This is a genomic window from Parafilimonas sp. (assembly GCF_051953455.1).
Lineage (GTDB): Bacteria > Bacteroidota > Bacteroidia > Chitinophagales > Chitinophagaceae > Parafilimonas.
Genome location: NZ_JBQCIT010000054.1, coordinates 20,173 through 36,766, shown reverse-complemented (window position 1 = coordinate 36,766; position 16,594 = coordinate 20,173). Strand labels below are relative to the sequence as shown.

Sequence of the window (16,594 nt, the reverse complement as noted above, 5' to 3'; positions counted from 1 at the left end):
TTGATGATATAATTTTTACCATTATCGGTAATAATGCTGCTGAAAGGAATGCACAATGCCTGCTGCGATTGCGGCATAGCAACTGTAACTTTCGCAAACATTTCAGGCTTTAGTGAGAGGTCTGTGTTGCTAAGACTGATACGCACTTTCATAGCTTTGTTTTCCGGATCGAGCACCTGGCTCACCTGGTCTATCTTTCCTTTATAAACTTTATCAGGAAATGCGAGCGTTGTTACCTGCACATCATCACCTGCGTGCACTCTTGATATATCAGCCTCAAACACGTTAGCCCATATCCAGACATTCTTTAAATCGGAGATGGTAAAAAGGTTATCGCTCATATCGCTTCGGATAAAATCACCGGCATTTACTTTTTTCTCAATAATAAAACCATCAACAGGTGCTACCAATTGATACACGCCGTTTGCAGATGAACGGCTGCCACTGTTGATGTTGATAGACGACTGAATTTTTTGTTTGGCAGATAAAGCTTTTTGGTAATTCTGTTTGGCCTCATTATAATCTTTCTCGCTGGCAATACCATTTTGATAGAGTGATTGCTGGTTATCCATTTCGCGTTTCGCAATGGCGATATCAGCATCGGCACCGGATAAATCTGCATAGCTGCCGGCAACATCCGCACTGCGGATAACGGCGAGCACCTGTCCTTTTTTTACTTTATCACCCAGCGTAACTTTCGATTCCATTACCTGCCCGCTGCTGCGTGGAAATACTTTAATAATATTATTTTCATTAAAACTCACCTGTCCGCTTAATGTCAGTACATCATCAACGTTACAGGTGGTTACCGTATCAACAGCAATCATTTTTGCCATTGTATCACTTAACACAAATTTGCCTGGTTTAATTTCTTCCTTTTGCTTGTGGCAAGACATTAAACCGGCGATCATAATAATTACCGTATTTATCAGAACAATTTTTTTCATATAATATTTTTAGAATTATTTTATTACATCAATTCCTGTTTCATAGTTGAGCGCATCCGCTGCCAATGCAATATTTAGCTGTTGCTGCAGCAGCTTATCCTGCAGGTCTTTATAATCATTGAAGAAGTTGACAAACTCCAGGAAGCTTACCTGTCTTGCTTTGTAGCTACTGAACATGCTTTGATATAAAGATTGATAACGCTGAAAGAATTGCTGTTGTGCGGGCGTATTTGCTGTAAGCGCCAGCTTTAGTTTATTATAGGCGTTTATTATATTATTCTGGAGTTCTGTTTCCGCATTGCTTTGTATTGCCTGTTGCTGCTGTACAGCCGCATGGGCAGCCTGAATGTTGCCTTTATTTTTATTGAATAAAGGCAGCGGTAATGAAACACCGATACCAAAATAATTGGCTGCATAATTAGAAAGCCGGTCGTAATTAGGCGTAATTGTTACATCCGGTACACGTAAGGCTTTTTGATATGCCAGCATTTGCTGCTGGTAAACGGTTTGCTGCTGCTGCATTTTAAAGTAAGGGTTATTTTGTTTAGCCTGCTCTATTAATACAGATGCATCTTGAGGCAGCAGTACCTGCGGCAATAACATGCTGTCCGGCTTAATAAAAACATTACTGTTGATATGCAGCAAGGTTTTTAAATCTGCCTCGGCATCTTCTATATCGCTGTATATATTAATCATATCCTGCTTTAATGAAACCGTAAGCGATTGCAGTTGCAGGTAATCTTTCTGTGAAATATTGCCTGCGTCCAGTTGTTGTTTCATTGCGGTAAGCAGTGTGTTCAACTGCGTTTGCTGTTGCAGGTAGAAATGATAACTTTCAATATTCCGGGCGATAGAGTAATAGCAGATATGCAACTGGCTTCTTAATTTTCTAACCACATCCTGTAATTGCAACTTGCTTATTTCAGCATTGGTTTGTGCCGCCGCCATAAGCTTTCCGCGTTTGCCTGCTGTTTTTATCAACTGGTCAATGCCAATAAAATATTGAGCACCGGGTGAACCATCCGGCAAAGTTTTATAAGGAAGAAAATTATGATTGGCCATTACTACCTGGTCGGTATGAAATACAGGATTATCCCAGTATTTAGCCTGCATTGCCTGGGCCGTTGCCGCATCTATATTGTAATGCGCAGCCAGTATAGAAAGATTGCTATCGAGAAAAATTCTTTCTGCCTGTGGCAGTGAAATAATTAAAGTATCTGTTTGATTGCTGTATTGTGCATTCACCTGTAAACACAGCAATACTAAAATGCATACATGCATTATCCTGCCTTTAAAAGGCATGCATAAAAATGGTATCACGTTAAAAGTTTTTGGGGAATAAAATCATAGGCCAGGCTTTAAACAAAGCCATACCTGTTACCAAAAAGAATAAGTGCTACGCTTTGGGAGGAGGAGGGTTTATTTCTTTGAAGAAAAGAAAACTGTAATCGATTTTATAAGGGAATATAAAATCTTTATTTAGAGGCATTGCAGCTTTTGGCTTAAAAGGTTGTAACGAAAAATCTTTCAGATCGATATGCTTTGAGAACTGGAAATCTTTATGCCCGTCATTGGGATATTCCGGGAATTGGTTATGATGTTTTAAAATCACCTCACCAATATATTCTGCAATCGTATTGATTTCATTGTGGTAAGAAAGCGTTTGTTTCTGCTGCAGCCAATTAATATCCTGCGCATAAATACTTATGTTTAGTATTTGCAGTGCCACAATCAGCGTTATGCATTTTGCAAAAGCTATTCTCAGTTTCATTCGCGGCGCAAGGTTACTGCAATTTCATAAATTGCTTTGTTAACAGGTATAAAAATTAAATGCTGGTTGACTGAAAGATCTTTTTATAAAACAACAGGTAGTTTTCAGAATTGATGTGCAGCGAAAGGTTTAACGCATGACTGAAGTTTTAAAAATATAAGCAGGCTTTATAGTTTGCTTAACCTTTCGGCGGCTTCTTTTAATGTCGTTTCTTTTTTGGCAAAACAAAAACGCAGCACTTTATCATCTCTTTTATTTTGATAAAAACTGCTTAAGGGAATAGCCGTTACGCCATTTTCCTTTGTTAAACGGATAGCCAGTTCTAAATCGTTTTCATCAGAGAAATCCTTATAGCTGTAGCACTGGAAATAACTGCCATGCGATGCAAGCGGCCTGAATTCCGTAGCCTTCATCAGCCTTTGAAAATAATCTCTCTTATGCTGAATGAAATTGCCTAATGATAAATACGCATCTTCATTATTTAAAAATTCTGCCAATGCATACTGAACAAAACTGTTTACGCTAAAACAGTTGAACTGGTGCACTTTTCTGAACTCATGCATAAGCGCTGGCGAAGCAATGCAATAGCCAACCTTCCAGCCGGTGCAATGATAGGTTTTGCCGAATGAAAAACATACAAAGCTTCTTTCCGATAATTCAGGGTAGCGCAGGATACTTTGATGTGCAATGCCATCAAATACCAGATGCTCATACACTTCATCGCTTACAATAAAAATATTTTTATGTTTTTGAATGATAAGCTTTAATTGTTCAATATCGTTTTCATTTATTACAGCGCCCGTTGGGTTATGTGGTGAATTAATAATGATGGCTCTGGTTTTAGCCGTTATCTTTTCATGCACTTCTTGCCAGGGAATATCATAAGCAGGATATTGCAATTGTATTAAAACCGGTTTTGCGCCATTTACAATAATGTTGGGGATATAACTATCATAAGCAGGCTCAAACACAATTACTTCATCATCTTTTTCGAGCATGCTTGTAAGGGCTGTGTAAATAGCATACGTTCCGCCCGGCGTTATAGTGATCTGCGTTTCAGCATTAGCATCACTGTTATATAATTTCCTTATTTTTTCAGCAAGCTTTTCACGCAGCAATGGTACGCCATACATATGTGCATACTGGTTATGCCCTTGCAGCATAGCAGTATTTACCAACGCAATCAGTTCTTCACTCATCCTGAAATCAGGAAAGCCCTGGCCAAGGTTAATAGCTTTATGTTCCAATGCCAGTTGGCTCATTACGGTGAATATAGTTGTGCCGGTATCAGGAAGCTTACTCCCATTGTCTAAAGGAGCGTATAATTTGAAGTTCATGAGTCTAAATGTTCACGAGTTGTAACAACTTAATCAAGGTTTCAACCAATTAACTACTTACGCAATAATGCGGTTATGTTTTTATCGCCCTGCACATTATTCATCTGTCTTAATATCCATTTGCTTTTCCAGCTCACAAAGCGGCTGGCCGGTTTTACGGAATATATTTTTGGATTCGGTAAACAGGCAATGATCATTGCAGCTTCATTACGTGACAAATTTTTTGCAGGCTTACCAAAATATTTTTGCGCTGCTGCTTCAATTCCAAAAACACCTTTTCCCATTTCAATTGTATTGAGATATACTTCCAGTATGCGGCGCTTGCCCCATATCAATTCTATTAATCCTGTATATACCGCTTCCAAAGGCTTGCGCACATAACGCAAAGCACCCTCCCCCTGGAACAGAAAAACATTCTTTGCCGTTTGCTGGCTTATAGTGCTCGCTGCAGCGCCCGCCGCCCTCCCGTTTTTTGAAGGGTCATTATTCATACTTTTTGAAATAGCCTTCCAGTCAAACCCGTTATGCACAGCAAACAACTGATCTTCGCCCGCAATGGCAGCCAGCTTTACATTGGATGAAATATCATCCCAGCTTACATAATCTCTTTTTAAACCATAACCACCCATCCAGTTAGTTAGTTGCGTAAAAGTTATGGGCGGCATCAGCCATTTACAAACCAATAAATATATAAGTGAAAGAATAAATCCGTAAAGGATTATCTTGAAAAAACGGCGCAGGAATGTTTTGAATTTTGATTGCTTTTTTGATTTCATTCAAGGCCGAAAGTACTATTAAGATGGTTTTGCGTTTATATATTCTATGCGATATTTTTTCCCGATAATGTAAGTGGATTTATGCGTTAATCCCAGCACAACACCTATTGCAAGCACGCCTGCTGCAATGCCTATTTTAGGAAGATTATCTGAGCCAAAAACGGGCTCCTTATCGCTTAATGTATTGATCACATTCAACAGTAAATAACCGCCACCTGCAATATCAAATATCCACCCATTCTTTACATAACCAAAGCCCCTGTCTTCTCTTGGAAAAGCATTTAACTGGCCCGGATGCACCGCCATTAATCCATAATAAGTTGTATCTAAAAAAGGTAATCCAAGCCTGTTAACATAAGTTCTTACCACGTAAGGCCGCAGGTATAAACTGTCATCCTGGATTTTATAAATCTCGGCCGTTATCCAGTTGCCGTTTTTTAACTGACCGTAAAAATCATTTCCTTTAAACCAGCTCTTTATAACCTTGTTGTTTTTTTTAAGCTGGATAAAATCTGATTGTGCAAAAGAAGATGTAAGGGCCAATGCAGCTATGATTGAAAGTATGCAGCGTTTCATCCGGACAAATTTAATTTTTCAATGGTCGAATGAAACCGCGCTATACACATACCGCTGGTTGAGAAAAATTATCATACCCGGTTTCATTTTTAAAAATACTAAGCCGCTTGATAACAGCTTGTTAAAGGTTGCCCGCATGTGCATTACGGATAAGCATGGTAACAACAATCGCAATTCCAAAACCTACCAGTATAACCCCCGATATACGGTTGATGATATGAATGTTATGCGGCGTCAATTTCAGCCTGATTTTATTTGCCAGTAATACTTTGGTGGTATCTGCCGCCAGGTTAAATGCAAGGGTAGTAAGGAAAACAATAAACCGGTATTGGTCCGGATGTTCCACCAGCTTTGAATCTGCAGTAATGGTTGCCGTGGTGGCAAACCAGAATAACAATGCACCTGGGTTTAAAGCGTTCATAAAAAAGCCGGAGAAAAATATACCGGCCAGGTGATGGGTGCGCAGGTTATTCGTAGAGAGCATTCCATTTTCCACCTGCACCTTCCGAAAGAAAAAGTTATAAATACCTAAAGCCACCAGTAACCCACTGCCAGCTATTCCTATAATAAGTTCATGCTCCAGTACAGTATCAAATAGCCGGGTGAACATATTACAAATGATAACAATCAGCACATCACTTACCGATACGCCTGCTATAAACGCATAACCGCCACGATGACCATTATTGAGACTTTGTTTAAGGATAGAAAAAATTACAGGACCAACAGACACACTTAACAGCAATCCTAAAATTAATCCTTTCACTAATGCTTCAAACATTATGAAAACTTATGGTACATTAATTGGCGGCAAAGTAAAGAATTATTCTTTTTGAAGGGCTGTTAAGATATATTTTGAACAAGGATATATTAACATCTGCTGCGGCTGCATTGTTATTAGCCACTGGCTTCAAATTTAAAAGACATAACATTTATTGGGAAATCGCTGTTACTTTAAGAGCAATACAAAGTGTCCTGAGCGAAGCCGAAGGACATGTATTATTGAGCGCAGTCGAAATATTTATTTATTTTAGATAGATGCAGGAACCCTACTTTGTTTATATACTTAAATGTTGTGATGATGCCTATTTTATAGGGTTGTCAAATGATCTGCTGAAAGATTTCAAATTACATAATAAAGGGATTTATGAGTTCACTAATATTCGCACCCCTGTTGAGATGATGTATTATGAAGTAATCCCATGTTTACCCGATGCCATAAAAAGGCAGCAACAATTGCGTGGATGGACAAGGGCAAAAAAGAAAGCATTGATTGAGCAGAATTTTCACAAATTGCAGCTTTTATCACAATGTCAGAATATGTCGCATAGCAAATACAAAGATTTCGGCTCCGCTCAATCTTCTTCCGCCCCGCAAACAACATCCGCTGCAAAAAGCCCTTCGGCTCCGCTCAGGGCAGGCATACTTGGCGGCGGACAATTAGGCCGCATGCTCTTACAGGCCGCCGCTAATTATGTTGTTGACACATACGTTTTAGAAAATGATGAAAATGCACCCGCTGCACATTTATGCCATCATTTTGTAAAAGGCGATATCAAAGATTTCGATACCGTTTACAATTTTGGAAAGAATCTGGATGCAATAACGATAGAAATAGAAGCCGTAAATGTGGAAGCATTGGAAAAGCTGGAAAGTGAGGGCGTGAAGGTTTATCCAAAGCCGGCAATAATTAAAATGATAAAAAATAAGGTTACGCAAAAAGAGTTTTATAAGCAGCATAATATACCATCGCCTGAATTCATTATTACGCAGAACCTTGAAGAATTAAAAAAACATGCAGATTTTTTACCTGCCGTACACAAAATGGGACAAGGCGGTTATGATGGCAAAGGTGTGCAGGTATTAAGAGATGAAGCATCGATAAATAAAGGTTTTGATGCGCCATCAGTATTGGAAAAGATGGTAACCATTCAAAAAGAGATTGCCGTAATAGTGGCGATGAATGATAAAAAAGAAACCGCCGTTTATCCGGCCACCGAGATGGTTTTTGATCCTGAGCTAAACCTGCTCGATTACCAGGTTTCACCAACGGATTTACCTGACACGATTTTAGAAGAAGCAAAAGGCATAGCATTAAAGTTGGTAAAGCATTTCAACAGCGCCGGTTTATTTGCTATAGAAATGTTTGTTGATGAAAATAATAAAGTGCTGGTAAATGAATCAGCGCCGCGGGTGCACAATAGCGGCCATCATACCATTGAAGCCAGTTATTGCAGCCAGTATGATATGCTATGGCGTGTTATGTTAGGTTATCCGTTGGGCAATACCGCGGCTATTCTTCCTTCAGCAATCGTAAACCTGCTGGGTGAAGAAGGCCATAGCGGTCCCGCAAAATATGCAGGCATGGATGAAGTATTAGGCATGAACAACACATTTGTTCATCTCTATGGAAAAACGCAAACAAAGCCTGGCAGAAAAATGGGGCATGTAACGATTATGAGTGCCGACAAAACTGATTTGCTCAATAAAGTGCATCGTATAAAAAGCACATTAAAAGTAATAAGCTGATATTTTTACATTCTTTCTTTAATACATTAATATGTCAACTAATCAACTAATCAACCAATCAACTAATCAGCCCCTCGTCGGTATCATCATGGGCAGCGACAGCGACCTGAAGATCATGCAGGATGCCGCCACCATTTTAAAAGAATTTAATATCCCGTTTGAATTAACGATTGTATCCGCTCATCGCACGCCTATGCGTATGGTGGAATATGCCACCAAAGCGGCAGGGCGCGGATTGAAGGCAATAATTGCCGGAGCCGGAGGTGCCGCACACTTACCAGGAATGGTGGCCAGCCTTACCACATTACCCGTTATTGGCGTGCCGGTAAAATCATCCAATTCTATTGATGGGTGGGATTCTGTGCTTTCCATTTTGCAAATGCCAAATGGCGTTCCGGTAGCTACCGTTGCCTTGAATGCTGCAAAGAATGCGGGTATTATTGCAGCGCAGATCATTGGCACTTCAGATGAAGAAGTTGCGGCGGCATTAAAACAATACAAAAATGATCTTGAAAAATCTGTATTGGATAAAGCAAAAAATTTATCCAATGAATGGCAAAACAGCTTTGATAATCTTAATGCTTAATAGAAAAGAAAAGCTGCTATGTACAGCAGCTTTCTTTTAACAACAATACAATAAAACTTATAGAACTCTAGACATTTAAAAAAGCATCCACACTCTCAGCGCATTGCCTTCCTTCGTTAATAGCCCAAACCACGAGTGACTGGCCACGGCGCATATCGCCCGCAGCAAATACCTTTTTATTATTGGTTTGATAGCGCTTATTATCTGCCTTTACATTTTTCCTTTCATCAAGATCAATCTTCAGGTCTTCCAGCATGCCTTTATGCTGGGGATGTACAAAACCCATTGCCAGTAAAACCAATTGACAGGGAATTTCACGTTCTGTACCGGCAACTTCTTTAAATCCTGCAGCACGGCCGTCTTCACCCAATTGCCATTCAAGGTTTATAACCTTAAGGGCTTTTAAATTGCCCTCTTCATCTTTTAGAAATTCTTTGGTAGCAATTGCCCATTCCCTGTCAGCGCCTTCTTCGTGTGAAGAAGTTGTTTTCAACAACATAGGATAAGTGGGCCATGGCATGTGGTGTGTTCTCGACTTTGGTGGTTGCGGCAACAATTCAATCTGCAAAACAGATTTAGCGCCCTGCCGTTTAGAAGTGCCGATACAATCGCTGCCCGTATCGCCGCCGCCAATTACTATTACTTCTTTATTAAATGCATTGATGATTTCAGGATAAATATTGCTTTCTATATCAGCATTGGCAAAAGGATTTTTTTCAGCATTGAACTTATTCTGCTGTTTTAAAAATTCCATGGCAAAATGAACGCCTTTGGCATCACGGCCGGGTACAGGCAAATCCCTCGGAATGGTTGAGCCGCCGGCTACAACTACTGCATCATAATTATCCAGTATTTCCTTTACCGGAACATTCACGCCTACATTAGCATTACACCTGAATTCAATGCCTTCTTTCATCAATATGTCGAGTCTCCTGTCAATCACCCATTTCTCCAGCTTGAAATCGGGAATGCCATAGCGTAATAAACCGCCCGGCATATCATCTCTTTCAAAAACCGTAACGGAATGGCCGGCATAATTCAACTGTGTTGCCGCCGCCAGGCCCGAAGGGCCGGAACCAATAACGGCCACCTTTTTGCCGCTGCGTACGTTTATTTTTTTAGGCTGAACAAAGCCTTTTTCAAAAGCAATTTCAATAATATGCTTTTCAATTTCCTCAATGGTAACCGGCGGGTTATTGATGCCAAGCACACAGGCGCTTTCGCAGGGTGCAGGGCAAATCCTTCCCGTAAATTCAGGAAAATTATTCGTAGTATTTAAAATATCGTAAGCTTCTTTCCAGCTTTTGCGATAAACCGCATCATTAAACTCCGGAATAACATTGCCGAGCGGGCAACCGCTATGGCTGTGGCAGAAAGGAACGCCACAATTCATACATCGTGCAGCCTGGTGGTTTAGTTCTGTATCACTAAACCGGCCCACAAATTCGTGGTAAGTTTTAAGCCTTTCCTGCACCGGTACCTTTGCCGGTGTTTCCCTTTCAAATTCTAAAAAACCTGTTGTCTTGCCCATAAGCACACTTTTCCTTTATGGAGAATACTGTTTAAAGTTGGTGATCAAAAATTTATTTAACAGCGGTTTCTGATTCAGACTCAGATTCGGCTTCAGCCATACGCTGGCTGAGCGCCTTCTTGTAATCTTTCGGAAATACTTTTATAAAATTCTTTACCTGATTTTCAAAATCTTCCAGCATAAACCTGGAAACCGTACTTCCTGTATTGAGATAATGTTTATGAATGAGTTCTTTTAAACCAATCTCATCTTTTTCATCCACCGGGTCAAGGTCAACCATTTCCACATTGCAGTTTTCAATAAAACTTCCATTCACATCATACACAAATGCAATACCACCGCTCATGCCTGCAGCAAAGTTTTTGCCCGTGCCGCCCAGTATAACCGCAACACCGCCGGTCATATATTCACAGCCATGGTCGCCCACGCCTTCCACTACAACCGATGCGCCTGAATTTCTTACGCAGAAACGTTCGCCCGCTTTACCGCGAATGAAAACCTCGCCATCTGTTGCACCATACAAAGCCACATTACCTATGATAATATTTTCTTCCGGAACATAGGTTGCTTCCTGTGCCGGGTAAACAATCAGCCTTGCACCGCTCAGGCCTTTCCCGAAATAATCATTGGCATCGCCTTCCAGTTCAAGCGTAACGCCTTTTGTATTAAAGGCGCCAAAACTTTGGCCTGCCGTTCCTTTAAATTTAAAATGAATAGTATCATCGGGTAAGCCGGCAGCTTTATGCGCTTTTGTTATTTCGTTTGAAACAATAGTGCCTGTAGTGCGGTCTGTATTCTTTATATCAAACTCTGCATATATCTTTTCTTTACGGTGAATGGCCGGTTGCGCTTTTTCCAGCAGCTTCCAGTCGAGCACACCTTCCAGCACATCATCCTGGCTTTCACTGCAATACACGGCAGCATTTAAAGGCGCCGGCGCTTTAAATAATATTGCAGAAGCATCAATATTTTTAAATTTCCAGTGGTTAATATTATCCCGCATTTCAAGGCAATCTGCCTGGCCAATCATTTCATTCACCGTCCTGAATCCAAGCTCAGCCATTATCTCTCTTAATTCCTGCGTAATAAACCTGAAGAAATTAATAACATGTTCAGGATCGCCGGTAAACTTTTTGCGCAAATTCTCATCCTGCGTGGCCACCCCAACCGGGCAGGTATTCAAGTGGCATTTGCGCATCATAATACAACCTTCCACAATTAAAGCTGCCGTTGCCACACCCCATTCTTCTGCGCCCAATAAAGCAGCAATAGCAATGTCACGGCCGGTTTTCATTTGCCCATCAGCCTGCACCACCACCCTGTCGCGCAGCCTGTTCATTACCAGTGTCTGGTGCGTTTCTGCCAAACCGAGTTCCCAGGGCAAACCGGTATGCCTGATAGAGCTAACCGGCGAAGCGCCTGTACCGCCATCGTGGCCGGAAATCAACACCACATCGGCTTTGGCTTTTGTAACACCGGCAGCAATGGTTCCAACACCTGCTTTACTCACCAGTTTTACATTTACCCTTGCTTTACGGTTGGCATTCTTCAGGTCAAATATTAATTGCGCTAGATCTTCAATGGAATAAATATCATGGTGTGGCGGTGGTGAAATTAAACCTACACCCGGCGTTGCATGGCGGATGCGGCCGATCCACTTATCCACTTTATGGCCGGGTAACTGACCGCCTTCGCCAGGCTTGGCGCCCTGTGCCATTTTTATCTGCAACTCATCGGCTTCCGTTAAATAATAGCTGGTTACGCCAAAACGGGCAGAAGCAATTTGCTTGATGGAACTCCGCATAGAGTCGCCGTTTGGTAATGGTGTATAACGCACATCATCTTCCCCACCTTCGCCGGTATTGCTTTTTCCACCAAGGCGGTTCATGGCAATAGCCAGCGTTGTATGCGCTTCCCATGAAATAGAGCCAAAACTCATGGCGCCGGTTGCAAAACGTCTATAAATATTTTCAGCAGGTTCTACTTCATCAATAGAAATAGATGACCTCTTTTTTTTGAATTTAAAAAGGCTGCGCAAGGTGCAGGCTTTTTCACTTTGATCGTTAACAGCCGCTGAGTATTTTTTAAACAGGCTGTAATCATTCTTTCTTGTTGAATACTGCAGCAGGTGAATGGTGGTGGGATTGAATAAATGGAATTCTCCCCTTGCCCGCCATTGATAAACACCGCCAACCGGTAACCGCTCGCTTGAATTTTCTTTCTTGCTGAAGGCATAAAAATGCTTGGCCAGCGCTTCATTCGCAATCTCGTCAAGGCCCATGCCTTCTATGCGGGAAATGGCATTGGTGAAATATTCATCAACCACTGTTTTGTTTATGCCAAGAATTTCAAAAATCTGGGCGCCCTGGTAAGATTGCAGGGTGGAGATACCCATTTTTGAGAACACTTTTAATAAGCCGTTATTAACAGCCTTTATATAATTTTTCTTTAACTGATCTTCGGATAATTCCTGTGATATTCTGCCGCTTTCGCGTAAATCCTTTATGGTCGCCAGGGCCAGGTAGGGATTAATGGCGGTTGCTCCAAAACCAATTAAACAGGCAAAATGGTGCACTTCCCAAACGTCGCCGGCTTCTACAATAATACCTACATTGCCGCGCAGGCCTTTTTTAGTTAAATGATGATGCACCGCAGAGCAGGCCAGCAAAGATGGAATAGATGCATGTTCTGAATCTATAGCCCTATCCTGCAAAATCAATACTTTAAAATCATCTTTTACGGCATCTTCCGCATAACGGCAAAGCCTGCTTAAACCGGCTTCGAGCGAACCCGGATTACCATCGGCCCTGAAATAACATTGTAATGTTTTGGCCTGGAACATACCTGTATCAATGCTGCGTATCTGTTCCAGTTCATAATCGGTAAGAACCGGTTGTTTTAAAGAAACGCTGTGGCAGGCAAGCGGGTTTTCAACCAATATATTTCCAATATTGCCTGCAAAAGTATGCAAAGACATCACCAGCCTTTCGCGGATTGGATCGATTGGCGGATTGGTTACCTGTGCAAATAGCTGTTTAAAATAAGAACTCAAATGCTGCGGCTGATCGCTTAAGATTGCCAGCGGAATATCGGTTCCCATGGAGCCGATAGGTTCCTTGCCGTCAACCGCCATGGGTATAATTATATTATCTACTTCCTCCGATGTATAACCAAATGCTTTCTGGTATTTAAAAACCTGCTCATTTTTTAATTGGGAGAAAGTAATCCTCGGTTCCGGCAATTCTTCCAGGCGGATCTTGTATTTATTCAACCAGTCGGCATAAGGTTGCTGCGAACAGATTTCCTGTTTCAGTTCTTCATCGCTGATGATCCTGCCCTGCTTCATATCAACCACAAACATTTTGCCCGGCTGCAATCTTCCTTTCTCAATTATCAATGACTGGTCAACGGGCAAAACTCCTGTTTCTGAACCCATGATAACACGGCCATCGGAAGTAACACAGTAGCGTGAAGGGCGAAGGCCGTTACGGTCTAATGTGGCACCTATAATATTACCATCTGTAAAAGTGATGGATGCCGGGCCGTCCCATGGCTCCATAAAGGCGGAATGAAATTCATAAAATGCTTTTTTGGCCGCATCCATTTTTTCATCCTGGTCCCACGCTTCGGGAATCAGCATCATCATTACATGCGGTAATGAACGGCCGCAAAGCGTGAGCAGTTCAATCATATTATCCAAACATGCAGAATCACTTTGACCGGGCGTTACGATGGGCAATAATAAATTCATTTCCTCCGGGGAAAAATAGGGGGATGTGAATGATTTATTGCTGGAACGCAGCCAGTTTAAATTACCCTGCAAAGTGTTGATCTCACCGTTATGCGCCATAAAGCGGAATGGCTGGGCGAGTTTCCATGAAGGAAAAGTATTGGTAGCAAACCTGGAATGCACCAGCCCGAATGCGCTCACTAATTTCGGGTTTTTAAGATCGGTAAAATAATTACGCACCTGCGCACTGGTTAGCTGCCCTTTATATACAATTGTTTTATGAGAAAGCGAGGCTATATAAAAGCCAACCTCGTCTTCTCCAATGCTTTTATTAATGAGATGGGAAGCATAATTACGCAGCACAAAAAGCTTGCGCTCGAATGTTTCGGGGTCATAAATATGATTGGGGCATTTAATAAAAACATGCTCGATGTGTGGTTCAACACTCAGGGCGCTAAAACCAATCTCCGTATCATCTACCGGCACCTTCCGGTAGCCAAGCACTTTCAGGTTTAACGCATCGGCACATTTGCTAAACAGCATGCGCGACTCTTCGTAATGTTCTTTATCTTTTGGAAAAAAGATAACACCTACGCCATACCTGCCATACTCCGGCAATGTAAACCCAAGCTTTGAACATTCTTCCTTAAAGAATGCATGCGGCATTTGTATCATGATGCCAGCGCCATCGCCGGTATTATTTTCACAACCGCAGGCTCCCCGATGCTCCATATTTTCAAGCACAGTAAGCGCATCAGCAATTGTTTGATGGCTTTTTTTGCCCTTGATATCTGCAACAAAACCAATACCGCAGGAGTCGCGGTCAAAAGAAGGGTCATATAACCCATAATTACTTGCCATAGGCATGTACTTTTACAATTTCAGTTTAATTTATTAATAAGTTTTTTTCGTATGGCAGGCGAGCGTTTCAAGGTAAGCAAATCGCCAATTAACAGGTGTTAGTTTAATAAATAAACTTTACTTTCCAGGCTAAAGCAAATGAAAATTTGGTTATTTTTTATGATTAACCCAGCATGGTTTAGCCGGTGATCATTTCCCTGGCATTTTCAACTGCCGCCGCCGTTGGTTTTTCGCCGGAAAGCATTTGTGCGATGGCCTGTATGCGTTCGTTTGTATTTAACTGGCGGATATTTGTATTGACCTTATCGTTTTTAACCTCTTTATACACGTAAAAATGGGCATCGGCTTTACCCGCAATCTGTGGCTGGTGCGTGATGGAAATAACCTGTCTTTGCCTGGCCAGTTGTTTTAAGATTACACCCACCTGTTTTGCTGCTTCGCCGGAAATGCCGGTATCAATTTCATCAAATATTAAAGTGGGGAGATTTATTTTTTCTGCCACCAGCGATTTTATACAAAGCATCAACCTGCTTAATTCGCCGCCGCTGGCCACTTTGCGCAAGGCTTCAAAGCGGTTGCTTTTATTGGCATCGAATAAAAATTCAATTGCATTTTTTCCAAACTGGTGCAAAGCTGTATCATTGATTGCCACTTTAATTTTTGCATTAGGCATGCCCACCTGTGCAAGCAAATTGTTTACATTCTTTTCAAATGCATCCACCACTTTTTTTCTTTTGGCTGATAGTGTTTCCGCCAATGCTTCGAGCTGCTTTAATTGCTGATCAAATGTATTTTGGGTTGAACTGATAGCTTCATCAATATTCAAAACAGCATCTAATTTTTGCTGCAATTCTTTTTTAATATCCAGCAATTCATTCGTTGACTGAACGCCATGTTTTTTTTGCAATTTATAACCCACCGCCAACCGGTCATTGATAAAAGTGATGCGCTGTTCATCGTAGTTTACATCGCCGTTTAAACTCTCCAGTTCATTGCTGATGTCGGCCAGTTCAATCTGTGTGCTTTGCAGGCGTTTAATTATTTCTTCAAGATTTGAATTGAAAGAAGCAAAAGCACTTAGTTTATTTACCAGTTGTTTTAATGTTTGAACAACAGGTTGCTCACTTTCCTTTAATTCGTACACCGAAGCATCCAAAGCCGTTTTAATTTCTTCTGCATTACTTAATAACTGCAGTTCATTATCCAAATCTTCCAGTTCATTTTCGCCGAAATTTGCTTCATGCAGTTCATCAAATAAAAACCGGTTGTAATCAAGTTCTTTCTGAAAATTATTTTTTGATGCAGTTAGCGCTTCTAATTGTTGTTGTGTTTGCTTCCATGCATTAAATAAAGAAATGTATTCGCTTAATGTCTGCTCATTACCGGCAAGTGCGTCCAATACTTCGCGCTGAAAATCGCTGTCGCCTAATTCGAGTGTATCAAACTGCTGATGCAAATCGACCAGCATGGAAGCCAGTTGTTTTAACTGCTGAATATTGGCAGGTGTATCATTTATAAAACCACGGCTTTTTCCATTAGCAGCAATTTCGCGGCGCAGTACCAGTTCGTCATCTTCGCCAAACTCATTATCGTTTAAAAACTTTATAACATTCTTTCGCTTCTTGATATTGAAAATGCCTTCAACAAAACATTTTTTTTCTTTGTTTAATAAGGAAGATGAATCGGCGCGTTCACCTAAAATCAAACTTAAAGCGCCCACCAGAATACTTTTGCCAGCGCCTGTTTCGCCGGTGATGATATTGAAGTGTTCGGAAAAATTTATTTCTATGGAATCTATGATAGCATAGTTCTGTATAACAAGCTTTGAAAGCATAAGGCAAATTAATATAAAAACTCAGAGACTTTGCGCATAAGAACTGCGAAGTCAGGGGACTTCCCAGAGCGTGACTGTTAATTTCCGGATGTGCTTTCAAATAAAAAGGCCTGAGA

The 16,594-nt window shown here is 41.1% G+C and carries 12 protein-coding genes; 2 read left to right on the top strand and 10 right to left on the bottom strand.

The window, feature by feature from the left end; genetic code table 11:
• The 7 genes from ACTHN6_RS19350 to ACTHN6_RS19320 form a co-directional block, all read right to left on the bottom strand.
• On the bottom strand, positions 1–947 hold a 947-nt coding region (locus ACTHN6_RS19350; protein ID WP_440437427.1), incomplete at its 3' end, for an efflux RND transporter periplasmic adaptor subunit.
• Positions 948–962: 15 nt separating this feature from the next.
• Positions 963–2,267 (bottom strand): TolC family protein, encoded by a 1,305-nt coding sequence (locus tag ACTHN6_RS19345; RefSeq protein WP_440437426.1) that lies wholly within the window; start codon positions 2,265–2,267, stop codon positions 963–965.
• A 76-nt stretch (positions 2,268–2,343) separates the two neighbouring features.
• Positions 2,344–2,718 carry a hypothetical protein gene (locus tag ACTHN6_RS19340; protein ID WP_440437425.1) on the bottom strand — a complete coding sequence of 125 codons (375 nt, stop codon included), beginning with the start codon at positions 2,716–2,718 and terminating at the stop codon, positions 2,344–2,346.
• Positions 2,719–2,885: 167 nt separating this feature from the next.
• A complete protein-coding gene (locus tag ACTHN6_RS19335; RefSeq protein ID WP_440437424.1) occupies positions 2,886–4,055 on the bottom strand; it encodes a methionine aminotransferase in 1,170 nt (389 codons plus the stop codon).
• A gap of 53 nt (positions 4,056–4,108) precedes the next feature.
• Positions 4,109–4,831: a monofunctional biosynthetic peptidoglycan transglycosylase gene (gene mtgA / locus ACTHN6_RS19330; RefSeq protein ID WP_440437423.1), complete on the bottom strand. Its 723-nt coding sequence runs from the start codon at positions 4,829–4,831 to the stop codon at positions 4,109–4,111.
• 18 nt (positions 4,832–4,849) lie between these two features.
• Positions 4,850–5,407 (bottom strand): hypothetical protein, encoded by a 558-nt coding sequence (locus ACTHN6_RS19325; protein WP_440437422.1) that lies wholly within the window; start codon positions 5,405–5,407, stop codon positions 4,850–4,852.
• A 121-nt stretch (positions 5,408–5,528) separates the two neighbouring features.
• Entirely contained in the window at positions 5,529–6,188 is a 660-nt protein-coding gene (locus tag ACTHN6_RS19320; RefSeq protein ID WP_440437421.1) for a LysE family translocator, read from the bottom strand.
• A gap of 257 nt (positions 6,189–6,445) precedes the next feature.
• Here ACTHN6_RS19320 and ACTHN6_RS19315 point away from each other — a divergent pair, with 257 nt between their 5' ends.
• Both ACTHN6_RS19315 and purE read left to right on the top strand, forming a co-directional pair.
• Positions 6,446–7,936 (top strand): 5-(carboxyamino)imidazole ribonucleotide synthase, encoded by a 1,491-nt coding sequence (locus ACTHN6_RS19315; protein WP_440437420.1) that lies wholly within the window; start codon positions 6,446–6,448, stop codon positions 7,934–7,936.
• A 31-nt stretch (positions 7,937–7,967) separates the two neighbouring features.
• Positions 7,968–8,522, top strand: coding sequence for a 5-(carboxyamino)imidazole ribonucleotide mutase (purE, locus tag ACTHN6_RS19310; protein WP_440437419.1), 555 nt, complete (start codon positions 7,968–7,970; stop codon positions 8,520–8,522).
• A 67-nt stretch (positions 8,523–8,589) separates the two neighbouring features.
• Here purE and ACTHN6_RS19305 read toward each other — a convergent pair whose 3' ends face one another.
• From ACTHN6_RS19305 to recN, 3 genes are all read right to left on the bottom strand, one after another.
• The gene (locus tag ACTHN6_RS19305) at positions 8,590–10,053 is read right to left on the bottom strand and encodes a glutamate synthase subunit beta (protein WP_440437418.1); all 1,464 of its coding nucleotides are present in this window, start codon (positions 10,051–10,053) and stop codon (positions 8,590–8,592) included.
• Positions 10,054–10,105: 52 nt separating this feature from the next.
• Positions 10,106–14,644, bottom strand: a complete 4,539-nt coding sequence (gene gltB / locus ACTHN6_RS19300; protein ID WP_440437417.1) for a glutamate synthase large subunit — start codon at positions 14,642–14,644, stop codon at positions 10,106–10,108.
• A 178-nt stretch (positions 14,645–14,822) separates the two neighbouring features.
• Positions 14,823–16,478 carry a DNA repair protein RecN gene (gene recN, locus ACTHN6_RS19295; protein WP_440437416.1) on the bottom strand — a complete coding sequence of 552 codons (1,656 nt, stop codon included), beginning with the start codon at positions 16,476–16,478 and terminating at the stop codon, positions 14,823–14,825.
• Between the last annotated feature and the right edge of the window lie 116 nt (positions 16,479–16,594).